Origin of the sequence: Acinetobacter brisouioides (genome assembly GCF_004331075.1) — a bacterium.
Lineage (GTDB): Bacteria > Pseudomonadota > Gammaproteobacteria > Pseudomonadales > Moraxellaceae > Acinetobacter.
This window is the reverse complement of the sequence record NZ_SJNX01000001.1, coordinates 517192-544116: the sequence shown is the minus strand read 5'-3', so window position 1 is coordinate 544116 and position 26925 is coordinate 517192. Positions and strand designations below refer to the sequence as shown.

The 26925-nt window shown below is 41.1% G+C and carries 22 protein-coding genes and 8 tRNA genes; 20 read left to right on the top strand and 10 right to left on the bottom strand.

What is annotated here, in order from left to right:
• Positions 1 to 146: 146 nt before the first annotated feature.
• A complete protein-coding gene (gene metG, locus E0H77_RS02585; protein WP_131374748.1) occupies positions 147 to 2207 on the bottom strand; it encodes a methionine--tRNA ligase in 2061 nt (686 codons plus the stop codon).
• A gap of 298 nt (positions 2208 to 2505) precedes the next feature.
• Here metG and apbC point away from each other — a divergent pair, with 298 nt between their 5' ends.
• Positions 2506 to 3771, top strand: a complete 1266-nt coding sequence (gene apbC, locus E0H77_RS02580) for an iron-sulfur cluster carrier protein ApbC (protein WP_131374746.1) — start codon at positions 2506 to 2508, stop codon at positions 3769 to 3771.
• Between the two features lie 50 nt (positions 3772 to 3821).
• Entirely contained in the window at positions 3822 to 4574 is a 753-nt protein-coding gene (locus E0H77_RS02575; protein ID WP_131374744.1) for a 5'-methylthioadenosine/S-adenosylhomocysteine nucleosidase, read from the top strand.
• Between the two features lie 5 nt (positions 4575 to 4579).
• Here the strand turns inward: E0H77_RS02575 and E0H77_RS02570 are convergent, their stop codons facing one another.
• The gene (locus tag E0H77_RS02570; RefSeq protein WP_131374742.1) at positions 4580 to 5128 is read right to left on the bottom strand and encodes a DUF2062 domain-containing protein; all 549 of its coding nucleotides are present in this window, start codon (positions 5126 to 5128) and stop codon (positions 4580 to 4582) included.
• 344 nt (positions 5129 to 5472) lie between these two features.
• Between E0H77_RS02570 and E0H77_RS02565 the strand changes: the two genes are divergently transcribed.
• Together E0H77_RS02565 and dcd are read left to right on the top strand one after the other, a co-directional pair.
• The gene (locus E0H77_RS02565; RefSeq protein ID WP_131312301.1) at positions 5473 to 6069 is read left to right on the top strand and encodes a LysE family translocator; all 597 of its coding nucleotides are present in this window, start codon (positions 5473 to 5475) and stop codon (positions 6067 to 6069) included.
• A gap of 84 nt (positions 6070 to 6153) precedes the next feature.
• Positions 6154 to 6723, top strand: a complete 570-nt coding sequence (gene dcd / locus E0H77_RS02560) for a dCTP deaminase (RefSeq protein WP_004750715.1) — start codon at positions 6154 to 6156, stop codon at positions 6721 to 6723.
• A gap of 66 nt (positions 6724 to 6789) precedes the next feature.
• Here the strand turns inward: dcd and E0H77_RS02555 are convergent, their stop codons facing one another.
• Together E0H77_RS02555 and E0H77_RS02550 are read right to left on the bottom strand one after the other, a co-directional pair.
• Positions 6790 to 8505: a proline--tRNA ligase gene (locus E0H77_RS02555; protein WP_131374740.1), complete on the bottom strand. Its 1716-nt coding sequence runs from the start codon at positions 8503 to 8505 to the stop codon at positions 6790 to 6792.
• 103 nt (positions 8506 to 8608) lie between these two features.
• On the bottom strand, positions 8609 to 9223 hold the full coding sequence (locus E0H77_RS02550) for a hypothetical protein (RefSeq protein WP_131374738.1): 615 nt from the start codon (positions 9221 to 9223) through the stop codon (positions 8609 to 8611).
• Positions 9224 to 9511: 288 nt separating this feature from the next.
• Here E0H77_RS02550 and pilG point away from each other — a divergent pair, with 288 nt between their 5' ends.
• The 6 genes from pilG to E0H77_RS02520 all read left to right on the top strand — a co-directional run bounded on the left by pilG (position 9512) and on the right by E0H77_RS02520 (position 18368).
• Positions 9512 to 9895 (top strand): twitching motility response regulator PilG, encoded by a 384-nt coding sequence (pilG, locus tag E0H77_RS02545; RefSeq protein WP_004901860.1) that lies wholly within the window; start codon positions 9512 to 9514, stop codon positions 9893 to 9895.
• A gap of 25 nt (positions 9896 to 9920) precedes the next feature.
• Entirely contained in the window at positions 9921 to 10289 is a 369-nt protein-coding gene (locus E0H77_RS02540; RefSeq protein WP_004750724.1) for a response regulator, read from the top strand.
• 3 nt (positions 10290 to 10292) lie between these two features.
• On the top strand, positions 10293 to 10820 hold the full coding sequence (locus E0H77_RS02535) for a chemotaxis protein CheW (RefSeq protein ID WP_131312298.1): 528 nt from the start codon (positions 10293 to 10295) through the stop codon (positions 10818 to 10820).
• Positions 10821 to 10866: 46 nt separating this feature from the next.
• Positions 10867 to 12936 (top strand): methyl-accepting chemotaxis protein, encoded by a 2070-nt coding sequence (locus E0H77_RS02530; protein ID WP_131374736.1) that lies wholly within the window; start codon positions 10867 to 10869, stop codon positions 12934 to 12936.
• A gap of 123 nt (positions 12937 to 13059) precedes the next feature.
• Positions 13060 to 17907, top strand: a complete 4848-nt coding sequence (locus tag E0H77_RS02525; protein WP_131374734.1) for an Hpt domain-containing protein — start codon at positions 13060 to 13062, stop codon at positions 17905 to 17907.
• An 11-nt stretch (positions 17908 to 17918) separates the two neighbouring features.
• Positions 17919 to 18368 (top strand): hypothetical protein, encoded by a 450-nt coding sequence (locus E0H77_RS02520; RefSeq protein ID WP_131374732.1) that lies wholly within the window; start codon positions 17919 to 17921, stop codon positions 18366 to 18368.
• Positions 18369 to 18426: 58 nt separating this feature from the next.
• Here the strand turns inward: E0H77_RS02520 and dapE are convergent, their stop codons facing one another.
• The 3 genes from dapE to E0H77_RS02505 form a co-directional block, all read right to left on the bottom strand.
• Positions 18427 to 19560, bottom strand: coding sequence for a succinyl-diaminopimelate desuccinylase (dapE, locus tag E0H77_RS02515; protein WP_131374730.1), 1134 nt, complete (start codon positions 19558 to 19560; stop codon positions 18427 to 18429).
• A 106-nt stretch (positions 19561 to 19666) separates the two neighbouring features.
• Positions 19667 to 19807, bottom strand: a complete 141-nt coding sequence (locus tag E0H77_RS02510) for an entericidin A/B family lipoprotein (RefSeq protein ID WP_131374728.1) — start codon at positions 19805 to 19807, stop codon at positions 19667 to 19669.
• A gap of 84 nt (positions 19808 to 19891) precedes the next feature.
• Positions 19892 to 20788 (bottom strand): DUF1853 family protein, encoded by an 897-nt coding sequence (locus tag E0H77_RS02505; protein WP_171478293.1) that lies wholly within the window; start codon positions 20786 to 20788, stop codon positions 19892 to 19894.
• A 63-nt stretch (positions 20789 to 20851) separates the two neighbouring features.
• Between E0H77_RS02505 and E0H77_RS02500 the strand changes: the two genes are divergently transcribed.
• The 10 genes from E0H77_RS02500 to E0H77_RS02455 all read left to right on the top strand — a co-directional run bounded on the left by E0H77_RS02500 (position 20852) and on the right by E0H77_RS02455 (position 22759).
• Positions 20852 to 21229: a YbaN family protein gene (locus E0H77_RS02500; RefSeq protein ID WP_131374724.1), complete on the top strand. Its 378-nt coding sequence runs from the start codon at positions 20852 to 20854 to the stop codon at positions 21227 to 21229.
• A 2-nt stretch (positions 21230 to 21231) separates the two neighbouring features.
• Positions 21232 to 21762 carry a cell wall-recycling L,D-carboxypeptidase ElsL gene (gene elsL / locus E0H77_RS02495; RefSeq protein ID WP_131374722.1) on the top strand — a complete coding sequence of 177 codons (531 nt, stop codon included), beginning with the start codon at positions 21232 to 21234 and terminating at the stop codon, positions 21760 to 21762.
• A 159-nt stretch (positions 21763 to 21921) separates the two neighbouring features.
• Positions 21922 to 21997: transfer RNA gene (locus E0H77_RS02490), tRNA-Val, on the top strand.
• Positions 21998 to 22020: 23 nt separating this feature from the next.
• A tRNA-Asp gene (locus E0H77_RS02485) sits at positions 22021 to 22097 on the top strand.
• 50 nt (positions 22098 to 22147) lie between these two features.
• A tRNA-Asp gene (locus E0H77_RS02480) sits at positions 22148 to 22224 on the top strand.
• A gap of 18 nt (positions 22225 to 22242) precedes the next feature.
• Positions 22243 to 22318: transfer RNA gene (locus E0H77_RS02475), tRNA-Val, on the top strand.
• Between the two features lie 44 nt (positions 22319 to 22362).
• Positions 22363 to 22439, top strand: a tRNA-Asp gene (locus tag E0H77_RS02470).
• Positions 22440 to 22461: 22 nt separating this feature from the next.
• Positions 22462 to 22537 (top strand) — tRNA-Val (locus E0H77_RS02465).
• Positions 22538 to 22582: 45 nt separating this feature from the next.
• Positions 22583 to 22659, top strand: a tRNA-Asp gene (locus E0H77_RS02460).
• A 24-nt stretch (positions 22660 to 22683) separates the two neighbouring features.
• A tRNA-Val gene (locus E0H77_RS02455) sits at positions 22684 to 22759 on the top strand.
• 273 nt (positions 22760 to 23032) lie between these two features.
• Here the strand turns inward: E0H77_RS02455 and E0H77_RS02450 are convergent.
• The 3 genes from E0H77_RS02450 to E0H77_RS02440 form a co-directional block, all read right to left on the bottom strand.
• The gene (locus tag E0H77_RS02450; protein WP_004750745.1) at positions 23033 to 23593 is read right to left on the bottom strand and encodes a hypothetical protein; all 561 of its coding nucleotides are present in this window, start codon (positions 23591 to 23593) and stop codon (positions 23033 to 23035) included.
• 84 nt (positions 23594 to 23677) lie between these two features.
• The gene (yccS, locus tag E0H77_RS02445) at positions 23678 to 25858 is read right to left on the bottom strand and encodes a YccS family putative transporter (RefSeq protein ID WP_131374720.1); all 2181 of its coding nucleotides are present in this window, start codon (positions 25856 to 25858) and stop codon (positions 23678 to 23680) included.
• Positions 25859 to 26009: 151 nt separating this feature from the next.
• A complete protein-coding gene (locus tag E0H77_RS02440) occupies positions 26010 to 26804 on the bottom strand; it encodes a hypothetical protein (RefSeq protein WP_131374718.1) in 795 nt (264 codons plus the stop codon).
• Between the last annotated feature and the right edge of the window lie 121 nt (positions 26805 to 26925).

Genomic DNA, 26925 nt, shown 5'->3' with positions numbered 1-26925 from the left:
GTTAATTAATCTATAAACAAACTTAATTTTGCTTGTACAAAAGTAACTTAAAACCTATCCAAAACTCCTGCTTCTTTAGGGAGCGGTGGAGTGAGAAAATAAAAAGCCCCTACATCAGTAGAGGCTTTTCTTTTAAGAACTTAATCTTAAGACACTTTATCACCTGGTTTCGCGCCAGATTCAGGTGAAATCACCCAAACCCCTTCGCCATTACCCGCTGCTAGAACCATACCGTTAGAAATACCAAAACGCATTTTGCGTGGTGTAAGGTTGGCAACCAATACAACCAGCTTATCTTTCAGGTCTTCAGGTGCATAAAACTCACGAATACCACTAAATACGTTACGTGGTTCAGCTTCGCCAGCATCTAAAGTCAGTTGAAGAAGTTTGTCCGAACCTTCAACGGTTGCAGCTTCCAAAACTTTTGCTACACGAAGGTCGATCTTGATAAAATCTTCAATGCCGATGATGTCTGCTTCACCAATTTTCGGTTCAGCTTTTTTCTCTTTAGCTTTTTCTTTTTTCTTTTCAGCTTTTGCTGGTTCAGCTGCAGGCGCACCTAAAGATTCTTTAGATGCATCCACCATCGCTGCAACTGCTTTTGGATCAACACGTTGCATGAGTGGTTGGAAATCTGCAATTTCATGCCCAACTAAAATTGTTTTACGTGATTCAAAGTTAAAGCTGTCGAGTTTTAAGAACGCTTGCACTTGATTCGCCAATTCAGGCAAGACTGGTGCAAGGTAAACTGCCAATTGACGGAACAAGTTAATCCCGACAGAGCAGACATCATGCACTTGTTGTTCTTGACCTTCTTGCTTCGCCAAAGCCCACGGTTTTTTCTCATCGATATATTGGTTAGCACGGTCAGCCAATGCCATGATTTCACGAATCGCGGCTGAAAACTCGCGTGCTTCATAAGCCTTGGCAATTGAGTCACCTGCATCAATAAAGCTTTGTACTAAATCAGATTCGGCGCATTCATTAGATAAGGTATTGTCAAATTTGGTGTTAATAAACTTCGCACAACGGCTGGCAATATTCACCACTTTACCCACAAGGTCAGAGTTCACTTTTTGAATGAAGTCATCCAAGTTCAAATCTGAATCTTCAACTTTATCGGAAAGTTTTGATGCAAAGTAGTAACGTAAATATTCAGGGTTTAAATGCTGTAAATAGGTCTCAGCTTTAATGAATGTGCCACGTGATTTCGACATTTTCTGACCATTGACAGTCAAGAAACCATTCACGAATAAACCTGTTGGTGTGCGGTAGTTGGCGCCTTTCAGCATTGCAGGCCAGAACAACGCATGGAAGTAAACAATGTCTTTGCCAATGAAGTGATAAACTTCATTTTCACTGTCTTTTTTCCAGTAGTCATTGAAGTTTAAGTCTGGGCGTTTGGTTTTAATGTAGTTTTCAAAACTCGACATATAACCAATTGGTGCATCCACCCAGACATAGAAGTATTTGTTCGGCGCATCTGGAATTTCAAAACCGAAATACGGCGCATCACGCGAAATATCCCAATCGGCTAAACCTGCTTCGAACCATTCATCCAGTTTGTTGGCAATTGAAACAGGCAAACGACCTTGGTCACGTGTCCATTGCTGCAAATATTCTGAGAAATTTGGCAGCTTAAAGAAATAATGGTCAGATGACTTTTCAACAGGCGTTGCTCCACTTAGCGTAGAACGTGGGTTGAGCAGTTCAGTTGCGTTATAAGTTGTACCGCAGACTTCACATGAGTCGCCATACTGGTCTTCCGCTTTACATTTTGGGCATGTGCCTTTAATAAATCGGTCAGACAGGAACATTTGTTTTTCTGGGTCAAATAACTGGCTGACAGGGCGAATCGCGATGTTGCCTGCTTCACGGTTTTTGACATAAATTTCTTGAGAGCGTGCTTTGTTGGTGTCGCTATGGGTTGAGTCATAGTGGTCAAAGCTAATGCCAAAACCTGCAAAATCACGTTCATGTTCTTTTTGTACATTGGCAATTTGTTGTTCTGGGGTAATGCCATTGGCCTCGGCACGTAGCATGATGGCAGTACCATGAGCATCATCCGCACAGACATAAGTCACTTCATGACCTAATGCACGCATGGCACGAACCCATATATCTGCTTGGATATAACCGAGTAAGTGACCCATATGAATTGGACCATTGGCATAAGGAAGGGCATTTGTGACTAAAATTTTACGCACGGAAGTTGTTCTCTCATTCGTATTTACAAGCAAAAGATTGTACCTGAGCGCGGGAAAACAAAGCAACGCTTTGTCTGCGCATTTGGTGAGGACTGTGCGTGAGTATATAGAACTTTATTGATCTAGGCGGTGAATTCTTTTCAAATTAAAGATTAAGCGAAATCATCACCTTAAAACCTGAAATAAAATCTTCGACTTTTTACCAGTCATATTGATCATGGCTATCAATAAAGTTGACTTAAACTTATCTGCAATTACAGTTAAACTAAACCCATTATCTTTCCTGTTGGAGTCAAACATGTCTTGGTTTTCTTCGTTAAAAGCAAAATTTGCCCCGTCACAAGAGGTCAAAGAAGAAGAGATCCAGAAAGTCCTCCAAAATTACTGTTTGCCAAATTCTGAAAATTTACTCAAAGATCGGATTAGTCAGGTCAATTTACAAGGCCAGATTTTACAACTCACCATCAACACACACCCGAGCGAAGCTGAACAATTACAGCAAATTCATGATGAACTGGCAGATGCCCTCGAAAAATGTGGCATTCAGGAACTGAATTTACATGTGATTCAGCAAAAAACAGGGCAAGCTGCAAGTGGTTGTGGCAGTCAGCAGCATGGTGAATCAGAGCATAGCTGTTCATCACAACCCAAAACTGAAGCGGGCAATTTACCCCCTGTAGTCGATGCCTCGGCAAAACCTGAGCCAGTAGAAGCAGACCCAAATAATCCTCCGATTCAAAAAGCTGCACCACAACAGCGCGATGTACCGAAGCATCCACGTATTCAACATGTGATTTTGGTGTCTTCTGGTAAAGGTGGTGTAGGAAAATCGACGACAACCGTCAATCTGGCGTTGGGGTTGCAAAAACTCGGCTTAAAGGTGGGTGTACTGGATGCCGATATTTATGGGCCAAGTATTCCAACAATGCTGGGCAATGCTGGGCAAACTCCACTGATTGAAAATGAACAGTTTGTACCTTTAGATGCTTATGGAATGCCAGTGTTGTCGATTGGGCATTTAACAGGGGACAATAATACGCCAGTCGCTTGGCGTGGGCCAAAAGCAACGGGTGCTTTAATGCAACTGTTTAACCAAACCTTGTGGCCTGAACTCGATGTATTGATGATTGATATGCCACCAGGAACAGGTGATATTCAACTCACTTTAGCACAGCGCATTCCAGTCTCTGGCGCAGTAATTGTGACAACTCCGCAAAATGTTGCGCTACTCGATGCGACCAAAGGAATTGAGTTATTCAACCGTATGCAGATTCCTGTATTGGGCGTGGTTGAAAACATGTCAACGCATATCTGTTCAAACTGTGGTTTTGAAGAGCGGATTTTTGGGGTTGGTGGTGGTGATAAAATTTCTGAGCAATATCATATTCCACTCTTGGGGCGTTTGCCTTTAAATGCGCAAATTCGTGAAAATGCCGATAAAGGTGAACCAAGTGTAGTGGCGATGGATGATGCCCATGACAGTTATATGGCGATTGCCGAGCAACTTTTAAAATGCATTGAAAAATTACCAAAAACTGATAAAGATCAAAATCGTATTTTTTAATCGCTTGAAGCCTGATGTTTGCATCGGGCTTTTTTAATGGAGGGATTGCGATGCGATATCCACTGATTATTCAAGGTGCGCTTCCAGTCGAATGTGAACACCTTGCCAGTCAATTGACCCATGTTGAAATGGAAACTGTCGGTGGTTGGGTGTTTTGGAAGGGGCATTATCAAGGCTTGCCAGTGATTATTTCCAAAACCCGTATGGGGATGACCAATTCTGCTGCAGCAACGGCAATTGCGATTTTGAAATATCAGCCCTGTGCCATTATTAATCAGGGAACATCGGGTGGGCATGATCCTGCATTAAATGTATTTGATCTCGTGCTTGGGCGAGCTGTTTGTAATATTGGTGCATTTAAAACACCCAAAAAAGCACTTGGTGAAGGTGCTGATGCTTTAGCGTGGCGAGAAGCCTTTGATGTTTTAGCAGAAGATGAAACAGATCCTGAACCGATTGCGATTCGACATTTTTATGCAGACCCTGCATTACTTGCTGCGGCACAGAACGTTCGGCAACACTATACGGCTGGGCAAGTGGTAGAAGGTATCATTGGTTCGGCAGATGTCTGGAATAATGAACTAGATCGAATTGCTTTTTTTCGAGAGGCTTATGGCACAGTCACTGAAGAAATGGAAGGTGCTTCTGTGGCACAAGTTGCTGCCCAGTTTCAGGTGCCTTTTTTGGCGATACGAGTCATCTCCAATAATTTAACCAATCAGCAAGCTTATAATGCAGAAACAGGACAGGCATGTCAGGACTTTGTATTTAAAGTTGTGCAGCATTATTTAGCGGAATTGTAGAAAAATTAAAGTTGGGATTTATTGTGGCGTTTATGCCAAGTGCGAATCACGCTCCAACGCCAAAGTACGAGCGTTACGATATAGAGAACGATAGCGACCAGTAATGCTTCAACAATCAAACCTGTCAGAAGGATTTTGGCTAAACTAAAATCAATATGCCCATGTCCAAAATGCTCAATCCAGTTCACAAGCTGGTGCATGACGCCCATCAACATGGCTTTGTCGATCATGTGTACCTGATAGATTCTAGCCCCGAACCAAAATCCAGTATATAAAATGGGAACTAGTGTAAATGGGTTGCTCAACCATGCCAAAGCTAAGCTGACGGGCAAATTAATTTCGAGGAGCAATACAGCAAGAACAATGAATATGCTATGAAAAGGAATAGGAAGTAAGCCGAAGAATGAACCAATAAAAATCGCTTTACAGATCGATTTGCGGTTGACATACCACAGCACAGGGTTGGCCGTATGCTTACCAAACAATTTCATCATTTTCATAGAGGAAACTCGTTCGGGCGAAGGCAACCAAGATTGCAATAGTTGTTTAACCATACATGCTCAAATTTAATCGATTCAACATCACTCAATAATTTATATTGGGTCATTTCCACTTTATGCAAGCAAACTTAGCTAGAGCTTAATTATTGTCTGCATTTTTACATTGCGCTGCCAAAACGATATGCAATATACATTATAAAATAGCATAGAATCCGTCTGTATTGGCTATTTTGATCATTTCGGTTGATCTGTATAGGCGCCCATGGTCTAATTTGATTTATTTAAGTTATTGATAATATAAAATATATTTTATTTATTTAAAAATGGTTACAATTACTTTTTTGCCTTGATTGGCAAAATGCCATACTTTGGCGACGATCAACTTTGGAGGTCAGTGGATGATATCTTGGTTATTTCTCGGTTCTGTAATTACAATTTTGTTTACACCTGGTCCAACCAACACTTTATTGGCTTCTTCGGGTATTCGGGCAGGACTAAAAACATCATTAAAACTTATTCCAGCAGAAACATTGGGTTATCTGATTGCGATTACGTTGTGGGGCATTCTGATTAGTTTTGTCGAGCAGCGCTTACCATTATTACCGAAATTGCTACAGCTTTTGAGTGCGAGTTATATGTTGTATTTGGCAGTTAAGCTATGGAAAACTGCCAACCATGATTTAGATCTACAACAGTCAATTATTCAGCCTAGAGAATTATTTGTTGCAACCTTATTTAATCCCAAAGGTTTGGTGTTTGCATCGGTAATTTTTCCTAAAGTAGTCTGGCATAGTACAGTGCTTTACCTATTACATATTGGGGTGTTTTTATTACTCATTGTCCCGATCGCTTTTTGTTGGATTTTGCTAGGCACTTATCTCACCAAAAATAAAATTTCTTGGCTAAACCCTTGTAATTTGCAGCGTACTGCTTCTTTAATTCTGATGTCTTTTTCTGTTCCTCTGAGTTATTCAGCTCTGATTCGTTTATATTGAGTTTTGATCATGGTCAAAATCGTTAAATTCAGTTAAAGTACAGCCCAATATTGATAGATTGATTTATGATTTTGGAATAGCTACATGGCCATTAAGTCTGATCGTTGGATTCGCGAAATGAGTGAGCAACACGGTATGATCGAACCGTTTGCACCCAATCAGGTTCGCTATAATGAACAAGGTGAGAAGTTAATTTCTTACGGTGTATCTAGTTACGGTTATGATGTTCGCTGTGCGCGCGAATTTAAAGTCTTTACCAATGTACATTCTGCAATTGTCGACCCTAAGAACTTTGATGATAAAAGCTTTATCGACATTGAATCTGATGTATGTATTATCCCGCCAAATTCGTTTGCTCTAGCCCGTACCGTTGAATATTTTCGCATTCCGCGTAGTGTCCTGACCGTATGCTTAGGTAAGTCAACGTATGCGCGTTGCGGTATTATTGTGAATGTCACGCCACTTGAACCTGAGTGGGAAGGGCATGTGACTTTGGAATTTTCCAATACCACAAACTTGCCTGCACGTATTTATGCGGGTGAAGGCGTTGCACAGATGTTGTTCTTCGAATCTGATGAAGTGTGCGAAACTTCTTATAAAGACCGTGGTGGTAAGTACCAAGGTCAGCAAGGTGTGACATTGCCAAAAGCTTAATTCAGTGAGCTGATGGCAAGACATAAAAAAATCCCGCAGCTTGGCGGGATTTTTTATGGGGCCGAATTAGCCACTCAATTTTGCAAGTAACTCATCTTTTGTGATATTGACTGATTCAGCATCACGGCGGCCTTTGTATTCAAAAGTACCTGCGTCTAAGCCTTTTTCACCAATTACAATACGATGTGGAATACCCACTAGCTCAAGATCTGAGAATTTTACACCTGGGCGCTCATTACGATCATCCAATAAAACATCAAAACTTTGTGCTTGTAATTCTGCATATAAGGCTTCGGCTGCTTCTAGCGTGCGTGGTGATTTGTGTGCATTCATTGGTACAATTGCCACTTCAAATGGTGCAATTGCAGAAGGCCAAATAATCCCTTTGTCATCGTAGTTTTGCTCGATTGCAGAAGCCACCACACGGGTAACCCCAATACCGTAACAGCCCATAGTAACGGTGAGAGGTTTGCCATCTTCACCTAGAACCTTACAGCCTAACGCTTCAGAGTATTTTTGACCCAACTGGAAGATATGACCGACTTCAATACCACGTTTAATTTGTAAAACGCCTTTACCATCTGGAGATGGGTCACCTTCTACAACATTACGCAGGTCGTAAACTTCACTGATTTGAGCATCACGTTCCCAGTTCACCCCAGTGGCATGTTGATCAACCTGATTTGCACCTGCAACAAAGTCAGACAATACTGACGCAGCGCGATCTACAATTACAGTTAAACCTTTTTCAACTAAACCTTGTGGACCTGTGAAACCAGCAGTTAAACCATATTGTTGCAATTGAGCTTCAGTGGCAAAAGTCAGTGGAGCAGTAATTTGCGGGTGTTTTTCAGCTTTGATTTCATTCAGCTCATGATCGCCACGCAGGAATAGTGCCACGACAGGAACATTTCCATCTTCTTGTGCAATACCTTGAACCAAAAGCGCTTTCACGGATTGTTTTGGATCTGATTTTAAGAAAGCACACACATCTGCAATGGTTTTGGTATTTGGAGTATCAACCACTTGCAGTTCTTGAGCAGGTGCTTTACGTTCACCCACCAATATCGCTTCGGCTTTTTCAACATTGGCTGCATAGTCAGATTCAGTTGAAAATACGATATCGTCTTCACCACTTTCTGCAAGTACATGGAATTCATGTGAACCTGAACCGCCAATTGAGCCTGTATCTGCTTGTACTGGGCGGAAATTTAAGCCTAAGCGCGTGAAGATACGGCAATAAGTGTCATACATCACATCATAAGTTTCTTGTAAAGAAGCTTGATCGATATGGAACGAATAAGCATCTTTCATCACAAATTCGCGTGAACGCATTACACCAAAGCGGGGACGTATTTCATCACGAAACTTGGTTTGAATCTGATAGAAATTGATCGGCAGTTGTTTGTAGCTTTTTAATTCATTACGAGCCAAGTCGGTAATGACTTCTTCGTGCGTTGGGCCAAGTACAAACGGATTGCCATGACGATCTTTAAAACGGAGTAATTCAGGACCATATTGCACATAGCGGCCAGATTCTTCCCAAAGGCTAGCAGGCTGAGTCACCGGCATAAACACTTCTAAAGCATGAGAACGATTCATTTCTTCGCGCACAATTGCTTCAACTTTATTTAGCACACGTTTACCCATTGGAAGCCAAGTGTATAAACCTGATGCCAATTTACGAATCATGCCAGCACGAAGCATTAACTGGTGCGAAATAACTTCCGCATCGTTTGGGGTTTCTCTTAACGTTGCAAATAAAAAGCGACTCGCGCGCATGGAGGTTGTCCTGATACTTTAAGGTGAAAAAATTATACGATAAAAACAGCTCAAAATGAGCGAAGCATTTGAAGTGAAAAATTATGACATGAATCTTACAGGATTATTCCACTAATTTTAAACGAGAGATAATCTTGTCATATTTGAGCTGAGTATCCCGATAATTATTTTGCAAATCTAGAATTGTATTTTTGCTGTGGTTTATCGCCTGATCATTTTGTTGAATGCGATTTTTGAGTGCAGCAGGTACAGGCTTGCCTTGACGTATATATTGCAGTTCTTCACGACGTAGTGACACTTGCTCTTGGTAGGTATCTTTGGTGTGGTTTTGTTGAATATTGATTTGGATTTTAATCGCTTTTAATGCTTCTTGTTTTTTTAACTCAGCCGTTCGGCTAGAACTATATGCCTGTTTGAGCCGAAGATCGGCCTCATGCTGTTGGGACTTTACGCCATAGGACTGAGCATTTTGCTGTGACCGTTCAGCACTAAAAGCAGGAACATGGCGAATGATTTGCATTCTACGATCAAGAACATCATAGCCCTGTTGAATATGAGCAGAAGAAACGGAAGAACTAATCGTGGCAACGCCGTGACGATCATAGTAACGATACCAGGCAGGCGTGGGAGAGTTATCGGCAAGTGTGAGAGAAGAAATTGAACATAGTATAAAAATATAGATGATTATTTTTAGCAATTTTAGTTGGTTAAATGTCATGATGTTCCCGAAAATTGAAAAAGATAATCAAATTTTTATTCATAGCGGTCATATTATCTGCTAAGGGTTTTACCTGACTCAAGACTAAATTTAAGTTTTTAATGAAAAAAAGGTAGACTAATCAGCTAAAAGTTAATAATTTGTTGGCTGCATCACCAAAAGCTGGCAAAGTAGCAGAAAAGCTTCGTTGAAAAAGCAATAAAATAGATGTTTAATATCTGTAAATAACTGTGAAAACCCATCTATATACTGCTGATTTTCATTGTTTCAATGGGAAGGGATCATTAAATGCAAGAAGATAACCCAAAAAATTTAAAAGTTATGGTAATTGATGATTCAAAAACCATTCGCCGTACAGCTGAAACGCTTTTACAACGTGAAGGATATGAGGTTGTGACTGCAGTAGATGGATTTGAAGCATTGTCAAAAATTGCTGAAACAAATCCAGACATTGTGTTCGTTGATATTATGATGCCTCGTTTAGATGGTTACCAAACCTGCGCTTTAATCAAAAATTCACAACAATATCAAAATATTCCAATTATCATGTTGTCGAGTAAAGATAGCTTGTTTGATCAGGCAAAAGGCCGTATTGTGGGTTCGGATCAATATCTGACTAAACCTTTTAGTAAAGATGAACTGATTGATGCAATTCGTACACACGTTGCATAAGAAAGAGTTTTGGGGAAATTAAAGAATGGCACGTATTTTAATCGTAGATGACTCTCCTACAGAAACCTTCCGTTTTAAAGAGATTTTGACTAAGCATGGCTATGAAGTACTCGATGCAAGCAATGGCGCCGATGGCGTTACCTTGGCTGAGTCTGCGCTTCCAGATTTAATTCTTATGGATGTGGTTATGCCCGGTGTTAATGGTTTCCAGGCGACCCGTCAAATTACGCGTGCTGAGAAAACTAAACATATTCCGATTATTATTGTGAGTACCAAAGATCAGGCAACTGACCGTGTTTGGGGTAAACGTCAGGGCGCACGTGATTATTTAACAAAACCTGTGGAAGAAGAAGCATTAATCGAAGTAATAAAACAATATCTTAATGCGGGATAAGCTATGGCTGCAAATGGTTTTATCGAATTACTTCGCTTAGCAAAACGGGGAAATAAAAACTATACCTCAAGCGAAAATGAAGTAAATCGATGGTCAGGTATTGCGTTTGAAATGTTGGGGCAATTCTTCGTTGCCCCACTCGGTGAAGTATCAGAAGTTATTTACTATCCACATTATACCTTTATTCCCAATAGCCATTCATGGCTAAAGGGATTGGCAAATATTCGTGGTCGACTTCTTTCAATTACCGATTTGCCTGAATACTTTTCAGGTGAGCCGAGTCAAAACCCAAGCCAACAAAAAGTATTATGTATTAGTCATCAAGACCAATATCTAGGCTTGGCTGTAGATAGAGTGCTTGGTATTCAACATTTCAATAAAAGAAGTTTCTTTTCAAGTAATAGATCTTTAGATCAACGGCTCCAAAAATACTGTCAAGGCTATTTTAGCCAACACCAACGAGACTGGAATATTTTCTTATTCAGCCGAATGCTGAAAGATACTGAATATATGAATGCCGCGATAAAGTAATAAATGATTACATCGCTTAAATATTGCGATTCTGGGGAGAAGCTGGATGGGCTTTTTTGATAAATTAAAAGGTACAACAACAGACCAAATCTTAAATAATGATGAGGGCTTTGTTCGTAAGATAAAAGACACGCTTGATGCGACTTCGGACACATTTGGTGACCGTGAGCGTGCAAAACCATTTATTCAAATGGGTTTGGTGTGTGCAGCCGTTTCTTTTGTACTTTTATTGGTTCTGGCATATAGTGTACCGCGTAACAAAACCTTGACTGAAAGTTTAGGTAATTTACGCTTGTTATCTCAGATGATTTCCCGTCAAGCAACCGATGCAACGGCATCGGGTTCTGAGGACTCGGTTAAAAAACTTAAAAACTTACAACAACAATTTAATGCAAGTTTGGCAAGTTTAAAAACAGTCCATAGCCGTGTCGACAATTTAAAGAAAGTTGAAGATCAATGGGCGCAAACTTCAAAAAATATTGATACCATCGTTCAAAATGAAAAAATTCTGAACAAATTGTACGATACCAATGTTGCAATTGGTCAGGTCGTTCCTGGTATGCAGGCGCAATATAATGCTGTGGTCGACCAAATGGTACACAGTAATATGCCTAGTAGTCAGGTGGTGATTGCAAAAAACCAAGTGTTGATTGCTGAGCGTATTTTACGTTCAATTGATGCAATTTTATCAGTATCAGACACCTCAAAAGAATCAGCAGATGACTTTAAAACAGATGCCGATACTTTTGGTAAGTATCTCAATGCACAATTAAATGGTAGTGTGGAGTTAGGTGTAGCACGTATTGATGATCCAGATTTACGCGATCAGCTCACTGAAATTCAGACTGAGTATAATCAAGTAATCAAAACGGGTGCGACAGTACTTTTCAACAACTCTGCTAAAGTTGCAGCTGTACAGAAATCAACAGCACAAATCTTTAACCAGTCTGGTGATTTGCTTGCATCATTAAATAAATTATCAAATGCCGCATCTGCAACAATTTACTTCTCATTCCTGTTAATTATCAGCTTTGTTGGATTCTTATACTGCGCATATCGCCTTTTAAGCCTACGTGGTGAAGCAGATAAAGTCCGTATGGAAAGCTTGCAAGAAGAATATGACCGTAACCAGAATGCGATTTTACGTTTACTTGACGAAATCGCCGATTTGGCAGATGGTGACTTGCGTAGTTATGCAACAGTATCGGAAGACTTTACGGGTGCGATTGCCGACTCTATTAACTTTGCGATTGACCAGTTACGTGATTTGGTATCGCGAATTAATGATACATCTCAAGAAGTTGCGCGTTATTCTCAAGGTACACAGCACATTACCAACCAGCTTGCTGAAGCCGCAGAACATCAGGCACAAGAGATTGCTGGTGCTTCTGCTGCGATGAATGAAATGGCATTGTCTATTGATCAGGTATCTACCAACGCAACAGAATCTGCTGAGGTTGCGCAGCGTTCGGTTGTCATCGCTGCGAATGGCGCAGATGTTGTAAACCGTTCGATTGAAGGTATGGATAATATTCGTGAGCAGATTCAAGAAACCTCAAAACGTATTAAACGTTTGGGTGAATCTTCTCAAGAGATTGGGAACATCGTCTCTCTGATTAACGATATTGCCGACCAAACGAACATCTTGGCTTTGAATGCAGCGATTCAAGCATCCATGGCAGGTGAAGCAGGTCGTGGTTTTGCCGTGGTTGCCGATGAAGTCCAGCGTCTTGCAGAACGTTCAGCATCTGCAACGAAACAGATTGAAAACCTTGTAAAAACCATTCAGGCCGATACCAACGAAGCCGTTATCTCCATGGAACATACGACTGCCGAGGTTGTACGTGGTGCGAACTTGGCGAAGGATGCAGGGGTTGCCTTGGATGAGATTCAAAACGTATCGAAAGCATTGGCACAGTTGATTGACAACATTTCAAATGCTGCACAATTGCAGTCTGCATCTGCAAGTCACATTGCCAATACGATGAACGTTGTACAAGACATTACATCACAAACAACGACTTCAAGCTTTGATACAGCGCGATCTGTTTCTGAGTTGGCACATATGGCGGAGTCACTCCGTGAATCTGTAACAGACTTTAAGTTACCTGAATAAATAACTTTTGTCTGTTGAAAGGGTTTCTTGTTTACGAATGAGAAACCCTTGGAGCAACCGCAGTAGCTAGATGTCTCTAGCTTGCGCTCAACAATATCAAGCTAAACAGAAGAAGTTTGAGCGATGAAAGAAATACTAAAAAATTTGGTAACAACGATCTCGTTGCCTGAAGACGGCTATTTAGAACAAGATGCTGAGATTTTAGAGATCTTTGTTGAAGAACTTCAGGAAATCTTGGCTGAATTTGAGCATCTATTTCCATTGTGGTTAACAGATGCTAATAATGAAGAGTATTTAAAAGACATTCGCCGTCATTTCCATACTTTAAAAGGGTCTGGGCGAATGGTTGGGGCTTATCAAGCAGGTGAACTGGCGTGGACAAGTGAAGATCTACTCAATCGAGTCATGGCAAAAAGTGTAGATTTCTCTGCTCAGATTCAGCAATTTACTTTGGCATGCTTTCGGGTTTTTCAATATAAACTTTATCCGTTATTGCAGCAGCAGCAAGCCTTAGCTTTGGACTTGCGCCCATTAGTATTGCTTGGGCAACAGTTACAGCAACAGCAAACTCCAGATGCTGCCTTGCAAGATCTTTTGACTGTCACAGCAAATTTACACAGCGAAGCCGATGTTACAGGGCTTGAGCTGGTTGATGCTAAGCAACCTGAAACTAAAGACATTGTGGTTGATATTGCCTTGCCTGTTGAGGAGTTGGTTGCTGTTGACCTGATTGAACGACCAGTTTCTGTACATGCTAAAGAGGAAATCGTATTTTCTGAAACCTTAACAATTTATTTGGAAGAGGCATTAGAACATTTAGATACGATTAATCAATTTTTGCAACAGCTTGATCCATCTGAAAAACAGATTGATGCGTTAATTCGTGCTTTACATACCTTAAAAGGTAGTTCAGGCATGGCACATATTGAGCCAATTTTTCAAGCGAGTGCCAATGTTGAACATGCGTTAAAGGCACATTTACAAAAAGAGAAATCTTTAACAGATGCTGAAACAGATCTACTAGTGAACTTCTCTAAGTTTATCACGACGTATTTGACCGATCTGAAACAGGAAACGATTGAACAGGGCATCCGTGCAGCTGAAGAATTTGAATGCATTTGGCATGACTACCAAGAAAATCAGCAGCATACTAAAGAAGCATTAAATATTAGTGGTTTAATCAATGACATCATGGCATTGAATATTGATCATTTGCTAGATGCTGAACATGACTTTGAAAAATCTATTCAAGATGACCCTACACACTATCTTGCAGCTCTAATCCAAGAAGCCACTATTCTTAGCGAGTATACTGATAAATTTTCAACACTCGCGTTACCTCAGTTAGCAGATAAGTTGAAATCTTGCTATCAGGTTGTTTTAGATAAACCATGGTTGTTGGATTCTGACTATACTTTTGAGCTATTTGATGATGCTCATCAAGAGTTGATTCATTACTTTGACTTGCTTGCAACGGGACAAACGGTTTATTTGTCAAACCAGACAGAACATGTCTTGAATGATTTGCTGGATTGGTTACAACAGCAACCAGAGCAAGTAACACCAAGTGAAACAAGCTTTGATTTATCAAGCTATGTACAGCGATTGGCAAAAGATCAACAGGCTTTGGCTCGCGGTGCAGTAGCAGTTCTTGATGATCAAGAGCTTCTAGATGTATTCCTAGATGAAGCTGATGACCTGTTAGCACAGATTGATCATTCATTTAATGTGTATCAGCAGGAACCTGAACACATTAAAGCATTGAACCATTTGATGCGTTATTTGCATACATTGAAAGGCAGTGCCAATATGGTACAAGCCAAAAATATTGGTTTGATTGCGCATGAGCTGGAAACAATTTTTGAACGTCTGATTAATAAGCAATTACAAACATCGCCGAAACTGGTGACAGTATTGCGTTTGGTGCTTGATGCTATTGCGGATCGCATTGACTTAGTGCGTCAATCACAAAGTGATTATTCTGCGACAGCAACAGTGCAAGTCTTGCATGAGTTATTAAAATCAAGTCTCAGTCAAGCCAGCAGCGCACTTGTTGAGCCGATTGTGGTTGAAACTCCTGCACCAGCCTTAGCTGAACCAGCGATTAATGTAAATGATCCAATTAACCGTGTTGCACAGCGTATCTTTAGTGATCATCTTGCAGTTGAAAGCGCGCAAGTAAATAGCCTGCCAGATACTGACCTGAATCTGATTTTCTTAGATGAAGCGGAAGATTTACTGGTACAACTTGATCATGACTTTAATGCATATTTGCATGAAAATTATAAACCTGAATATCTGAATGTCTTGATGCGTCATTTGCATACCCTTAAAGGTGGTGCAAATATGATTCAGGCGACTCAGATCGGTTTAATTGCCCATGAGCTAGAAACTGTTTATGAAAAACTGATTTATCAGCAATTACAGCCAACCGAGTATTTGCTTGCAGTCTTACGTCTAGCACAAGATCAGATTGCTGAACGTGTTGAAGTGATTCAGCAAAAAGGAATTGATTACCCAGCAACAGCGACGCTACAGGTTTTACACGAGCTTGCTACAGTTGAAGCGAAAGCGACTTCAGAACCAGTTATTGTTGAGTCTATTGCTGATGAGCCTGAAAATGTAGATCAGGCTGTTGAATTGCAAGCATTGATTCAACAAAGCTTTTTTGAAGAAACTCAAGAGCTTATTCAAAAAATTCAGACGCGGTTGCAGCGTTGGTTTGATGAGCGTACCAACCGTAGTTTACTGCTTGAATTGCAACGTGATACACACACTATTAAGGGTGCTGCACGTATGGCAGGGGTTCAACCTGTCATTGATATTACAACGGCATTGGAAAATACATTTGAACAATTTGCATTACGCCAGTTTAGTTCAAATGTGTACGATGGCTTATTGCTAAAAATTGTTGCATGGTTACAGCAGGCGATTCAATCCAATCAATATGATGGTCTAGAGACTCTGAAACAGCAGTTGACCTCTATTGAGTTTATTGATGTCTCTGTACAATTACCGCAGCAAGTTTCGAGCCATCTTGATTTCGCGAATAATCCATTTGCTGGCTTTATTGAAGGCGATGGTACAGAACCTCCTTCAATGCTGGGTGAATGGGATACTGAAGATACTACAGATCAAGCTAATGAGATGATTCGTATTTCTGCAGGTCTGGTTGAGACAATGATCAACTTGACAGGTGAAAATGCGATTAACCGTTCACGTATTGAAATGGGTATCAGTCAGTTCACCATCACGCTCAATGAAATGGAGCTGGCAATTCAGCGTTTGTCTGATCAGCTGCGCCGAATGGAAGGTGAACTTGAAACCCAGATTATTGCCAAGCATGGGATGGAAAATTCCCGTTATGCTGATTTCGACCCCTTGGAGATGGACCAATATTCATCTTTGAATCAATTGTCTAAATCATTGGCGGAATCTGCATCGGATTTGATCGACTTTAAAGTGACATTAGCTGATAAAGTTCGTGATGCAGAAGCGTTACTGTTGCAACAGTCCCGTATTCAGGCAGAAATGCAAGATGGCTTGATGCGTGTACGTCTCGTACCATTCTCGCGTATTTTAAGTCGTTTACAACGTCTTGTCCGTCAAACGTCATCAACTTTGAATCGTGCAGTAAACTTAAATATTGTCAATCAAGATGTTGAACTTGACCGAAGCATTTTGGAGCGATTGGTTACGCCGTTAGAACATATGATGCGTAACGCGATTGACCATGGTATTGAATCGGCGGAAGAACGTTTAGCACAGCATAAGTCTGAAGCAGGACGTATTGAGATCGAAATCAGCCGTCAGGGTTCTGATATTGTGGTTGAGGTGCGCGACGATGGACGAGGAATTAATCCGAGTAAGATCGAACATAAAGCCCGTCAGCTAGGTTTGATTAGTGCTGATCATAATCTAAGTCAGCAGGAAATTTTGCAATACATTTTCCATTCTGGTTTTACAACGGCAAAAGAAGTCACACAGATTTCTGGTCGTGGTGTTGGATTGGATGTGGTGCAAAGTGAAATTAAAACCCTCGGTGGGCACGTTTCGATTCAATCTGAGCAAGGTCGCGGAACTACATTTATTATCCGTGTTCCAACAACTGTAGCAGTAAGTGATGCCTTAATGGTGAAAGTTGCTGATCAGCAGTTTGCAATTCCATTGACTCAGATTGAGCGTATTGTACGAATTTCTCCACAAGCTCTAGCAGATTACTTTGAAGGTAATGAAGAAGCCTTCGGCATTGATGGGCAAAAGTATAAGTTGCGTTATGTCTCTGAGTTTGTTGGGCATCAACCACTGCCTCGTTTAAGTGGTGTGGGACATTCGTTACCTGTACTGTTAATTAAAGGTCATAACAACCAGACGGTTGCCTTGTTGGTTGACCAATTGATCGGTTCTCGTGCACAGATTGTGGTGAAACCATTGGGTCAGCAATTGGCAAAAATTGATGTGATTGGTGGTGCAACGATTTTGGGTGATGGTCAAGTTTGTCTGATTCTTGATGGTCATAATATTGCGCGCCGTATCCAAAGCTCTCAGCGTACAGCTGCTTTAACTGAACAGCGTCGTGATATTGCCAAAGTGACTCGTGCTCGTCAGTTAGTGATGATTGTCGATGACTCGGTGACAGTACGTAAAGTAACGTCGCGTCTATTAGAACGTCATGGTTATGATGTAGTGACTGCAAAAGATGGTGTGGATGCAATTGAACAAATTGAACATATCAAGCCAGATGTGATGTTGCTCGATATCGAAATGCCTCGTATGGATGGTTTCGAAGTCACCAATACATTGCGTCACCATGCAGTTTATCGTGATTTACCAATTATCATGATTACATCGCGTACAGGTGAAAAACACCGTGAGCGTGCATTTAGCCTAGGTGTAACTCACTATATGGGTAAACCATTCCAAGAAGCAGATTTGCTGCACCATATTGAGCAAATTTTGGCAGAGGCTTGAGGGAATAGCAGATGAATACCGAACGTGTACATAATATTGACCAGCAAGAGCTGCAACATTTAATTTCAGTATCTACAGGCTTTATTGATGCTTATATCATTGAATGTTATAACCAAGTGCCCATGCTGATCCCTCAAAATATTGTATTGTCAGCACAAAATGCAGAGACGCAAGCCAATGTACTCACTTGGCATGATGTTAATTTGCCAATTTATGCAATTCATCATCCTGATATGAAAGAGGGCATTGCCTTAGTCATTGAAGGGGACGAGGCTGCTCAGCGATTTGCTTTGTTATGCAATGAAATGCCACGAGGTATTCGCTTACGTATCTCTGAGGTTGTTGATGATGATCGACTGATTGATGACCCTAAAGTTTTCCAATATGTTGTGTCTGAGGGCAAGCAGTATCAGATTCCTAATTTGGTAGAAATTCAACGTGAACTGGGAATTTCTGTTTAAGTTGAATTGAAAAAATAAAAAAGCCTTCAGTTACGAAGGCTTTTTTATTTGGGGTAAGTTAGGCAAGAAGTTGTACCAGAATTTCTTCATAAATACGGGCTAAAGGCTCAAGTTCATCAACATTGACATGTTCATTGACCTGATGAATCGTTGCATTGAGTACACCTAATTCAAGGACTTGCGCGCCTGTTGGTGCGATGAAGCGACCATCTGAAGTACCTCCACTGGTCGACAATTCGGTTTCAATTCCACAAACCTCACGAATCGCATGCTGGGTTGCTTTAACGAGTTCACCTACTGGAGTAAGGAATGGTAAACCAGAGAGTGTCCATTGAATTTCAAAGTTGAGTTTGTACTTGTTGAGAATTTTAATCACACGTGCTTGTAATTGTTCAGCAGTGACTTCCGTGCAGTAACGGAAATTGAAAGTTACGCTGAGTGTTCCAGGAATGACATTGGTTGCGCCCGTACCTGCATGAATGTTAGAAATTTGGAATGAAGTCGCTGGAAAATATTCATTGCCATGATCCCAGACAGTATTGCAAAGTTCATTTAGTGCAGCAGAAGCCTGGTGAATCGGGTTGTTGGCAAGGTGAGGGTAGGCAACATGACCTTGTTTGCCCTGAATAGTTAAAACGGCATTGAGAGATCCACGGCGTCCATTTTTAACAATATCACCAAGGCGATCAGTGCTCGATGGTTCGCCTACAAGACACCAAGTCAGTTTTTCCTGACGTGCTTCTAAAGTTTCAATCACTTTTACTGTGCCATTAATTGCAGGGCCTTCCTCATCGGAAGTAATCAAATAAGCAATAGAACCTTTATGATGGGGATGTTTTTCAACAAAACGTTCGGTTGCAACCACCATGGCAGCGAGGGCTGTTTTCATGTCAGCACTGCCACGACCGTACAATTTTCCATCTTTAATTTCTGGTTGGAATGGCTGGGTTTTCCAGTCCTCTAGATTACCTGTTGGTACTACATCAGTGTGACCTGCAAAGCAGAAAACAGGTTCGGCTGTACCACGACGCGCCCAAAGGTTATCAACTTCTCCAAAACGCATTGGCTCAATATGAAAGCCAGCTTTTGCCAAGCGCTCTGCCATTATGGTTTGGCAGTTATGATCAACAGGTGTCACAGAGGGCTGACGTAAAAGTTCTAGACTAAGATCAAGAGTTTCGGAGGTAGACATAAGCAGCAAAAATCTAGCAGGATAAAATTTGTTGATTATGATAGGGGAAAGTCAGCAATAAAAAAACCTTATCAGAAAGATAAGGTTTTTTGACATCATTGTATTATTACATTTTATCTTGGGTTTTTGTTGCGGTATCTGATACAGCACTCCCCGCTTTGGATACATCTTGACCCATGCCGCGTATGGTATTACAACCTGTAAGAACAACTGCTAATGAGATTGAGACAAATAAAATTTTTTTCATTAAGACGCTCCAGTATGTCATTTTTTGTTACTGTAGGATCAAGCATAAACAAGCCGTATTTAAAAAAGTATTGATGTTTGACATTTAAAATGTAATTGCTTTGTAGCATTTGTATACAGAATCAATCAAGGCTGGTTGGCGATACATATAAGTAAGTCGCGTGTTCGCGTCATAATATAAGCCGTTAGACCACCATTGAGCAGGAGTTGAGGTTGATTGAAAATTAGGACAAATCCATTCATGGCGTGTTAAATGCTGCATGGATTGTTTGGGAATGGATGTCCCCCAGAGCCCTAAGCGACGTTGTGTTGAGATCCATGATGGAGTTGCAAATAATTGACATTCAGGAAGAAAAAGTTGCCCTTTGACTACTGCAAATTTTTGCTGAATATGGCGCTCAAAAATCTCATTGAACTGAAATTGGTGGTCGGTAAAATGGCGCAGTTTTTTTAAGAATGTATCATCACGGTTTAAGCCATACCAAAAAGGTAAGCTGTAATCACGTTCTGCCAAGTAATACTTTAATGCTACTTCCCAATGTTCAACTTGTTGGCTTTGATGATTAAATACCACAAAATCAAGTTCACCCAAGGTTCTTGCGCCATCAATCTGTTGCAGGCTATGCCCTAATAGCTCATAGGGGTGATAACGCTGTTCAGGATTGTCTTGTAACCAGAACCACAACAACATTTCAAAGCGTAGTCCTAAGCGCGTACTTTTGAGTTGTGCGAGAAATTGCTGTAATGGAGCAGGGTCGTGATCCAGTTGCTTTAGACGAGGCTGATACTGAAGATAATATTGTTGCCATGTGGCAGCACTATGTAGCTGAAAACGGTGTCGAATCTCCAGTTCCAAAGGCAAATTACACAGTAAATTTGGGCTGGCAATTGCAAAAGCCAGTTGTCGCACACAAGGTTGTTTGAAATTTAGCCAAGGCTCAAAATAATCGTTCTGGTGTAAAGGCAGTATGGGGTGAGTCATTAAAATTACACCAATCACAATGAAGACTTTATACTAGCATTGTTCATCTGAGCAGGTTGTTGAATGAAAACATTGTTTTGGCGCATTCTGGTCATTATTTTTGTCGTATTGGCAATGATTGGTGCCATTTTACCTGGAATGCCAACCACCATTTTTTTGATTTTAGCTGCGTGGGCTGCATCGAAAGGCTGGCCACAGATGGATGCATGGTTACTCAATCATCCCAAATATGGTGCAACATTGCGTAATTGGCGTGAACATGGCACCGTACCACGTAAAGCCAAATATTGGGCATTGGGGATGATGTTTGTCAGCGCGATAATCATGTTGTTTACCCGAGCGCCACTCCTTGTTAAGCTATTTACCGATATCACGATGTTAATGGTTGCTATTTGGCTGTGGCAACGACCTGAACCGACTGCCCACGATTTGAGAAAATAATAATGCTTCCGACTTTCTTGCAAGATACTGATATTTTAATAGATCTTGAGACTCAAACTCTGATATTGCCTAAACTGAAGAAGAAATATCTGATTTCCTCTGGAAAAAATGGAATCGGTGAAGCTGAAAATAGTGGGAAAACACCAAGAGGCTGGCATCGAATTGCAGAAAAATTTGGTGAAGATTTACCCGTCAATAGTGTTTTTATAGCCCGCCAAGCCACAGGTGAAATTTATTCGGCAGATTATGCTGCACAGTTTCCTGAACGTGACTGGATACTATCTCGTATTTTATGGTTACAAGGTTTAGAGCAGGGCTTTAACCTTGGTGAGGGTTGTGACACCTATCGCCGTTACATTTATATTCATGGTACGCCAGATAATCAACCAATGGGCATAGCAGCTTCGCATGGTTGTATCCGCATGCGGAATCAGGATGTTATCGAGCTATTTGAATCTATTGCTACGGATGCTTTGGTGTATTTGTCTGAATGTAAAATTGATCAACAAATTTATGATTCACTTGAGGTTTAAGCTAAAATAACGCCTCATTTTACTGAGATTTACAGCATTTGATGAAAAATGACTTATTTTTTAATCATTCAGATACAAAAATAACGAAATGCCTCGAAAAGCGTTTGACAGTAGATCAAGATTCTCTATAATGCACCTCACAAACGATAAAGACGTTAAGGGCGCTTAGCTCAGTTGGTAGAGCGTCTGCCTTACAAGCAGAATGTCGGCGGTTCGATCCCGTCAGCGCCCACCAAGCCTTTACGTTAAACTCTCAGTGCAGCGGTAGTTCAGTTGGTTAGAATACCGGCCTGTCACGCCGGGGGTCGCGGGTTCGAGCCCCGTCCGCTGCGCCACTTGTAGAGTTTAATCATTGTTTGTACCACAAATGCGATATTGTGTAAGTGCAGCGGTAGTTCAGTTGGTTAGAATACCGGCCTGTCACGCCGGGGGTCGCGGGTTCGAGCCCCGTCCGCTGCGCCATTTACATAAACGCTTTTGGGGCGCTTAGCTCAGTTGGTAGAGCGTCTGCCTTACAAGCAGAATGTCGGCGGTTCGATCCCGTCMGCGCCCACCATATTTGCCTAAAAGTTTTAGCGACTTAACTTTTAGGTTTACCGTGCAGCGGTAGTTCAGTTGGTTAGAATACCGGCCTGTCACGCCGGGGGTCGCGGGTTCGAGCCCCGTCCGCTGCGCCATTTTAAAGTCCAAACCTTATGAGGGCGCTTAGCTCAGTTGGTAGAGCGTCTGCCTTACAAGCAGAATGTCGGCGGTTCGATCCCGTCAGCGCCCACCATATTCAACTTAAAAGTTTTAGCGACTTAACTTTTAGGTTTACCATGCAGCGGTAGTTCAGTTGGTTAGAATACCGGCCTGTCACGCCGGGGGTCGCGGGTTCGAGCCCCGTCCGCTGCGCCATTTCTTAAGTCCATTCCCTATATAGGGCGCTTAGCTCAGTTGGTAGAGCGTCTGCCTTACAAGCAGAATGTCGGCGGTTCGATCCCGTCAGCGCCCACCATATTTTTAAAATCTTCTTTTTTGTTACTTATATTTTTTATATCTCATACTTTGCTTTAAGCTCTGATTGCTGATTGCTGATTGCTGATTGCTGATTGCTGATTGCTGATTGCTGATTGCTGATTGCTGATTGCTGATTGCTGATTGCTGATTGCTGATTGCTGATTGCTGATTGCTGATTGCTGATTGCTGATTGCTGATTGCTGATTGCTGATTGCTGATTGCTGAGCAATAAAAAAACCTCCTATAGGAGGTTTTTTTATATTTTTATGCTTTAGATTTGTTTAGGTTCGCCGACACTTTCTTTTAAGTGTTTGCGAATGGTTTCAAAAGGGAAGTTTCTCGAATCCATGCGTTTTGGCAAGATATATGCACCTTGCTGATCTTTGACTTTAAAGTTGATGAGTAGGAATTCAGGCGTGTTGTACCATTCGTACATATCTTTCCAGCCTACAGTTCCCACACCTTCTTGTGCACCCATTTGTTGGCGCATGACTAGACCATGAGGTTGTACACCTAAACGAATTCCTTTAATTTCTTGAGTTGGAAATTCGTTCATTTTGCGTTTCACATACCATTCTAAACCAAATTTGCGAATGAGTAGATAAACGATGACACAGACAATCGCAACCCAACAAAAAATCGTGGAATAGTTCTTGATCAGGGCAATCCCCAAAAGAGCCAGTACCACCACAGCGCCCATAATTGCCCAAGCTTTAAGGCTGATTTTGTTGGTACTACGCCAAATCATCAACTGCGCATTACGCTGTTCGGCTTCAGAAACTTCATAATTTACGGGTTGCAAAGTATATGCATATAAGGTTTTAGCGGTCATAGCGAATAATTACAAATAGATACTCAAAAAGTTTAGCATTAAACATTGGCGAAACGTCAACATATTACACCAAAATCGCAGTATTTAAAGTGATGCCAATTCACTGGCATCAGTATTATGTTCATTACTCAGGTTTTGTTTTAGCGTCATCAATTGTTCAAGTACACCAAACATCAGTGAGAGCTGTTGTAAAATGATCAGTGCTTTCTGATCATTTTCATTGTTTTGTGATAAGCGCTGACGAATGCTTTGTAGCATATTTTTGGAATTCAAATCTGGGTGTTCATCACGCAATAATACACCTTGAATATCATCCAGTGCTGTATCAAGCAAGGTCAAAATTTCCTGATCGTGTAATTGTTCTCGATGTGCGCCGAGAGCCGCAATATAACTTAAAAAAGTATGGCTCAGGCAAAGTATATCAAACGCTGCGGTTTTTTGGCTTGGGTCAAAATCGGGTTCGGTTGCGAGTGTAGAAATCAAAGAGGCGAGTTCAGCATCGCGATTGTGCGCGGTACGGCGTTTAACCCGATAATCTAGCCCGTTGTTGCGCCCTTGACGGTACTGTTGTACGACTTCAGCTAAATAATCGCATTGAGCGTTGAGTGCACGGCGAATACTATGCGGCAGGCGGCGGAATTTCCAGTCAGGGAAAATAAATGTGACACCAAACCATGCAAAGCCACAGCCAATAATCGTGTCAATCATGCGCGGTAGAGCGGCTGTCGAGCCTAAACCGTCAAGGTTGAAGTTAATCAGTGCCAAAATGGTGATAAATGCAGTTGCCTGAGCATATTGCTTACTGCGTAGTTCAAAGAACAAAATCCCGCTGAGAATCAGTACAATCAGTTGCCCTTCAGTCGATGGAATAAATTTTAAAATGACAAGACCGATCAGAATACCCAGTAAAGTCCCCCAGATTCTTAAGCGTAAACGTCGCTTGGTGGCGTTGAAGTTGGGCTGGCTGACAAATAAAGCGGTTAGTAAAATCCAGTAGCCATATTGAATATGATTGTGCGTGAGCTGCACAAAAACATAGGCAAAGAACAACACGATAGATAAACGGATTGCGTGACGAAATAAAACAGATTCTGGGGTCAGGTTTTGCCAGATACGGATTTTGATATCTGCCCAGCCTTTTAAGTCATCATCTTTGAGTTGTTGGTCTTGTTGCTTGCTGGTATCTAGGCTAATCGCACGTTCGGCTTCCAAATTGCGTAATTGCCCATCAATAGATTTTAGGTTTTGATACAGAGAGGTCAGGGCGTTGACCCATATAGGATCATCTGGATATTGCTCAGGTAATTTTTTCAGTGATAAACGTAAGTTTTCAAAACTGTATTTAAAGCGTTTACTGTGCTGATAGGGTGTCTGTTTAATAATGTTATCACTTAAGTCCTTACAGGCTTTGCCTTGTAGAGACAAAATACGCTGAAAGCGAAATAACACATCGCTGTGTTTAAAGTTGTCTGCCAGTTGTTGATAGTCAATATGTGCAGAATCGGCGCGCTCATGAATATCTTGCGCCACAAAATAATATTGTAGACTACGGCGAGTATCTTTTTGCCCACGGTCACCTTTGAGGCGAGTCAACAATGCAGTTTTCATATCGTTAAAGAGTGCAATTAATTTGCCATTTTCCATCGACAGGTCAATCATGCTTTGCCGATAGCTCTCTGGTGTCATATCAACATCAAACAAGTTGGATTTGGCAAATAGAAAATCACCAAGACAGGCATAACTTTGTGCCAGTTTGACTTGGACAGGGCGAATCGGAAACAGCAAAAAACTGATTGTTGATAAAATACCGTACCAGATTGCACCTATTACAAGCAGCAACGGCTGCATGTACCATTCATCGAACAAATGCACGCCAAGCATGGCATATACAGACACCACCAGACAGCCATAAGAAATGGTGGAATAACGCCGACCCAGTGAGCCCAGTAAAATCAGTACAATACAAGCGACAATCAGGCTGAGTGCAAAAAACACAGGATGGGGAAAGAGTAACTGTACTGAACTCGCGGCGACAAAAAAACCAAAGTAGGTATAAAACTGGTTTAAAATCCGTACGGTAAAGCGGTCATCAATGTCACTTAAACCTGCTGCAACCACGCCTAAAGTCAGAGGAATGGTCGCCAGTTGAAAATGCAGAAAATAAGGCACAAAAGCTGTTCCGATAAAAGCAATAGCCATACGGAAGTTATACATCAGCGATGCATTGTAAGTGACTCGGCGAATGCGATGTAGCCCAAGATTCAAGTTGTATTTTCCCTAGTCAAAAAGTGCTTTGTGATAAAAAATGTACAGTTTGCACGAATATTTTACCTAGATAAAATTATACGTTGCAGATGATGAACTTGTCTTTACTGTTCCGAATTAAAATTAGCTCACTGTTATTTTTACAGTATTTTTAGGAAACTTTAATATATTCACCATCGGCTGTGACATTGTGCCCAAAGCCACAACTGCTGTCAGGTGAACCATTGGTTTTTGTGGTGACATGAAGTTGATTGCCCTGAAATTTGAGTTGAATGCGACAAAATTCCTGTTCAAGCGGATCTGGATAAGTCCATGTGGATTGCTGTTGTTGAATCTTGCTTTGATATTCATATTCTCCCAAATTTGGACCATACAGCAGACCATTTAAACCAAAATATAAACCTTCAAAATGAATGTAATATTGCTGGTTTGTTTGAGCCTTGACGGTATAAGTTTGCCAAGCACCTAAACCTGCGTACATCCAGTATTCACCTGCAAGACTCTTTGTTATAATTTGTTGTGGAATCAGTGTTAAATTAAATGCGGTTTTTGCCGATTTTGGGGCAAGACTTAGCCATGCTTTGGCTTTGCCATAGTCATGTGTTTTGATATAGGTCAGGGCAATGCTGTTGTATAAGGTATCTAGGCTGTTTTGGCTCAAATAGGCTGAATTTTTCGCGGTAAATATCTGTTTGGCTAAGTCACTCGGATCTTCCTTTAAGCGTAAACAGCTTTCCAGATAGCCCACTTGTTCAGTCCAAATTTTACGTGCCTGTAGATATTGCGCTTTTTGATAGTGCTGCTGTGCTTGGCTGTTTTTTGTTGCGAGTGTGGTACAGAATTTAAGTTGCTGGGTTTCATTTTCTGACCAATCCGCATGTGCGATAGAGTTTATGGCAAGGCATAGGCTGCCTGAAATGAAGCTTGTTTTTAAAATGGGCAACATGATTTATTCTCAGCTAATTTGCAATTTTGTTACAGCATAAAAGTAATCGTTTTCTGCATAATCAGCTTTTTTGTATCTGATAAAAATAGTGAAAATGAAAAAAAGTATAGCTGTTGGTATT

Excerpts from the sequence above, each read along its gene's own strand:
- apbC (WP_131374746.1), top strand. The coding sequence starts at position 2,506 with ATGTCTTGGTTTTCTTCGTTAAAAGCAAAATTTGCCCCGTCACAAGAG.
- E0H77_RS02575 (WP_131374744.1), top strand. The coding sequence starts at position 3,822 with ATGCGATATCCACTGATTATTCAAGGTGCGCTTCCAGTCGAATGTGAA.
- E0H77_RS02570 (WP_131374742.1), bottom strand. The coding sequence starts at position 5,128 with ATGGTTAAACAACTATTGCAATCTTGGTTGCCTTCGCCCGAACGAGTT.
- E0H77_RS02565 (WP_131312301.1), top strand. The coding sequence starts at position 5,473 with ATGATATCTTGGTTATTTCTCGGTTCTGTAATTACAATTTTGTTTACA.
- dcd (WP_004750715.1), top strand. The coding sequence starts at position 6,154 with ATGGCCATTAAGTCTGATCGTTGGATTCGCGAAATGAGTGAGCAACAC.
- E0H77_RS02555 (WP_131374740.1), bottom strand. The coding sequence starts at position 8,505 with ATGCGCGCGAGTCGCTTTTTATTTGCAACGTTAAGAGAAACCCCAAAC.
- E0H77_RS02550 (WP_131374738.1), bottom strand. The coding sequence starts at position 9,223 with ATGACATTTAACCAACTAAAATTGCTAAAAATAATCATCTATATTTTT.
- pilG (WP_004901860.1), top strand. The coding sequence starts at position 9,512 with ATGCAAGAAGATAACCCAAAAAATTTAAAAGTTATGGTAATTGATGAT.
- E0H77_RS02540 (WP_004750724.1), top strand. The coding sequence starts at position 9,921 with ATGGCACGTATTTTAATCGTAGATGACTCTCCTACAGAAACCTTCCGT.
- E0H77_RS02535 (WP_131312298.1), top strand. The coding sequence starts at position 10,293 with ATGGCTGCAAATGGTTTTATCGAATTACTTCGCTTAGCAAAACGGGGA.
- E0H77_RS02530 (WP_131374736.1), top strand. The coding sequence starts at position 10,867 with ATGGGCTTTTTTGATAAATTAAAAGGTACAACAACAGACCAAATCTTA.
- E0H77_RS02525 (WP_131374734.1), top strand. The coding sequence starts at position 13,060 with ATGAAAGAAATACTAAAAAATTTGGTAACAACGATCTCGTTGCCTGAA.
- E0H77_RS02520 (WP_131374732.1), top strand. The coding sequence starts at position 17,919 with ATGAATACCGAACGTGTACATAATATTGACCAGCAAGAGCTGCAACAT.
- dapE (WP_131374730.1), bottom strand. The coding sequence starts at position 19,560 with ATGTCTACCTCCGAAACTCTTGATCTTAGTCTAGAACTTTTACGTCAG.
- E0H77_RS02510 (WP_131374728.1), bottom strand. The coding sequence starts at position 19,807 with ATGAAAAAAATTTTATTTGTCTCAATCTCATTAGCAGTTGTTCTTACA.
- E0H77_RS02505 (WP_171478293.1), bottom strand. The coding sequence starts at position 20,788 with ATGACTCACCCCATACTGCCTTTACACCAGAACGATTATTTTGAGCCT.
- E0H77_RS02500 (WP_131374724.1), top strand. The coding sequence starts at position 20,852 with ATGAAAACATTGTTTTGGCGCATTCTGGTCATTATTTTTGTCGTATTG.
- elsL (WP_131374722.1), top strand. The coding sequence starts at position 21,232 with ATGCTTCCGACTTTCTTGCAAGATACTGATATTTTAATAGATCTTGAG.
- E0H77_RS02450 (WP_004750745.1), bottom strand. The coding sequence starts at position 23,593 with ATGACCGCTAAAACCTTATATGCATATACTTTGCAACCCGTAAATTAT.
- E0H77_RS02440 (WP_131374718.1), bottom strand. The coding sequence starts at position 26,804 with ATGTTGCCCATTTTAAAAACAAGCTTCATTTCAGGCAGCCTATGCCTT.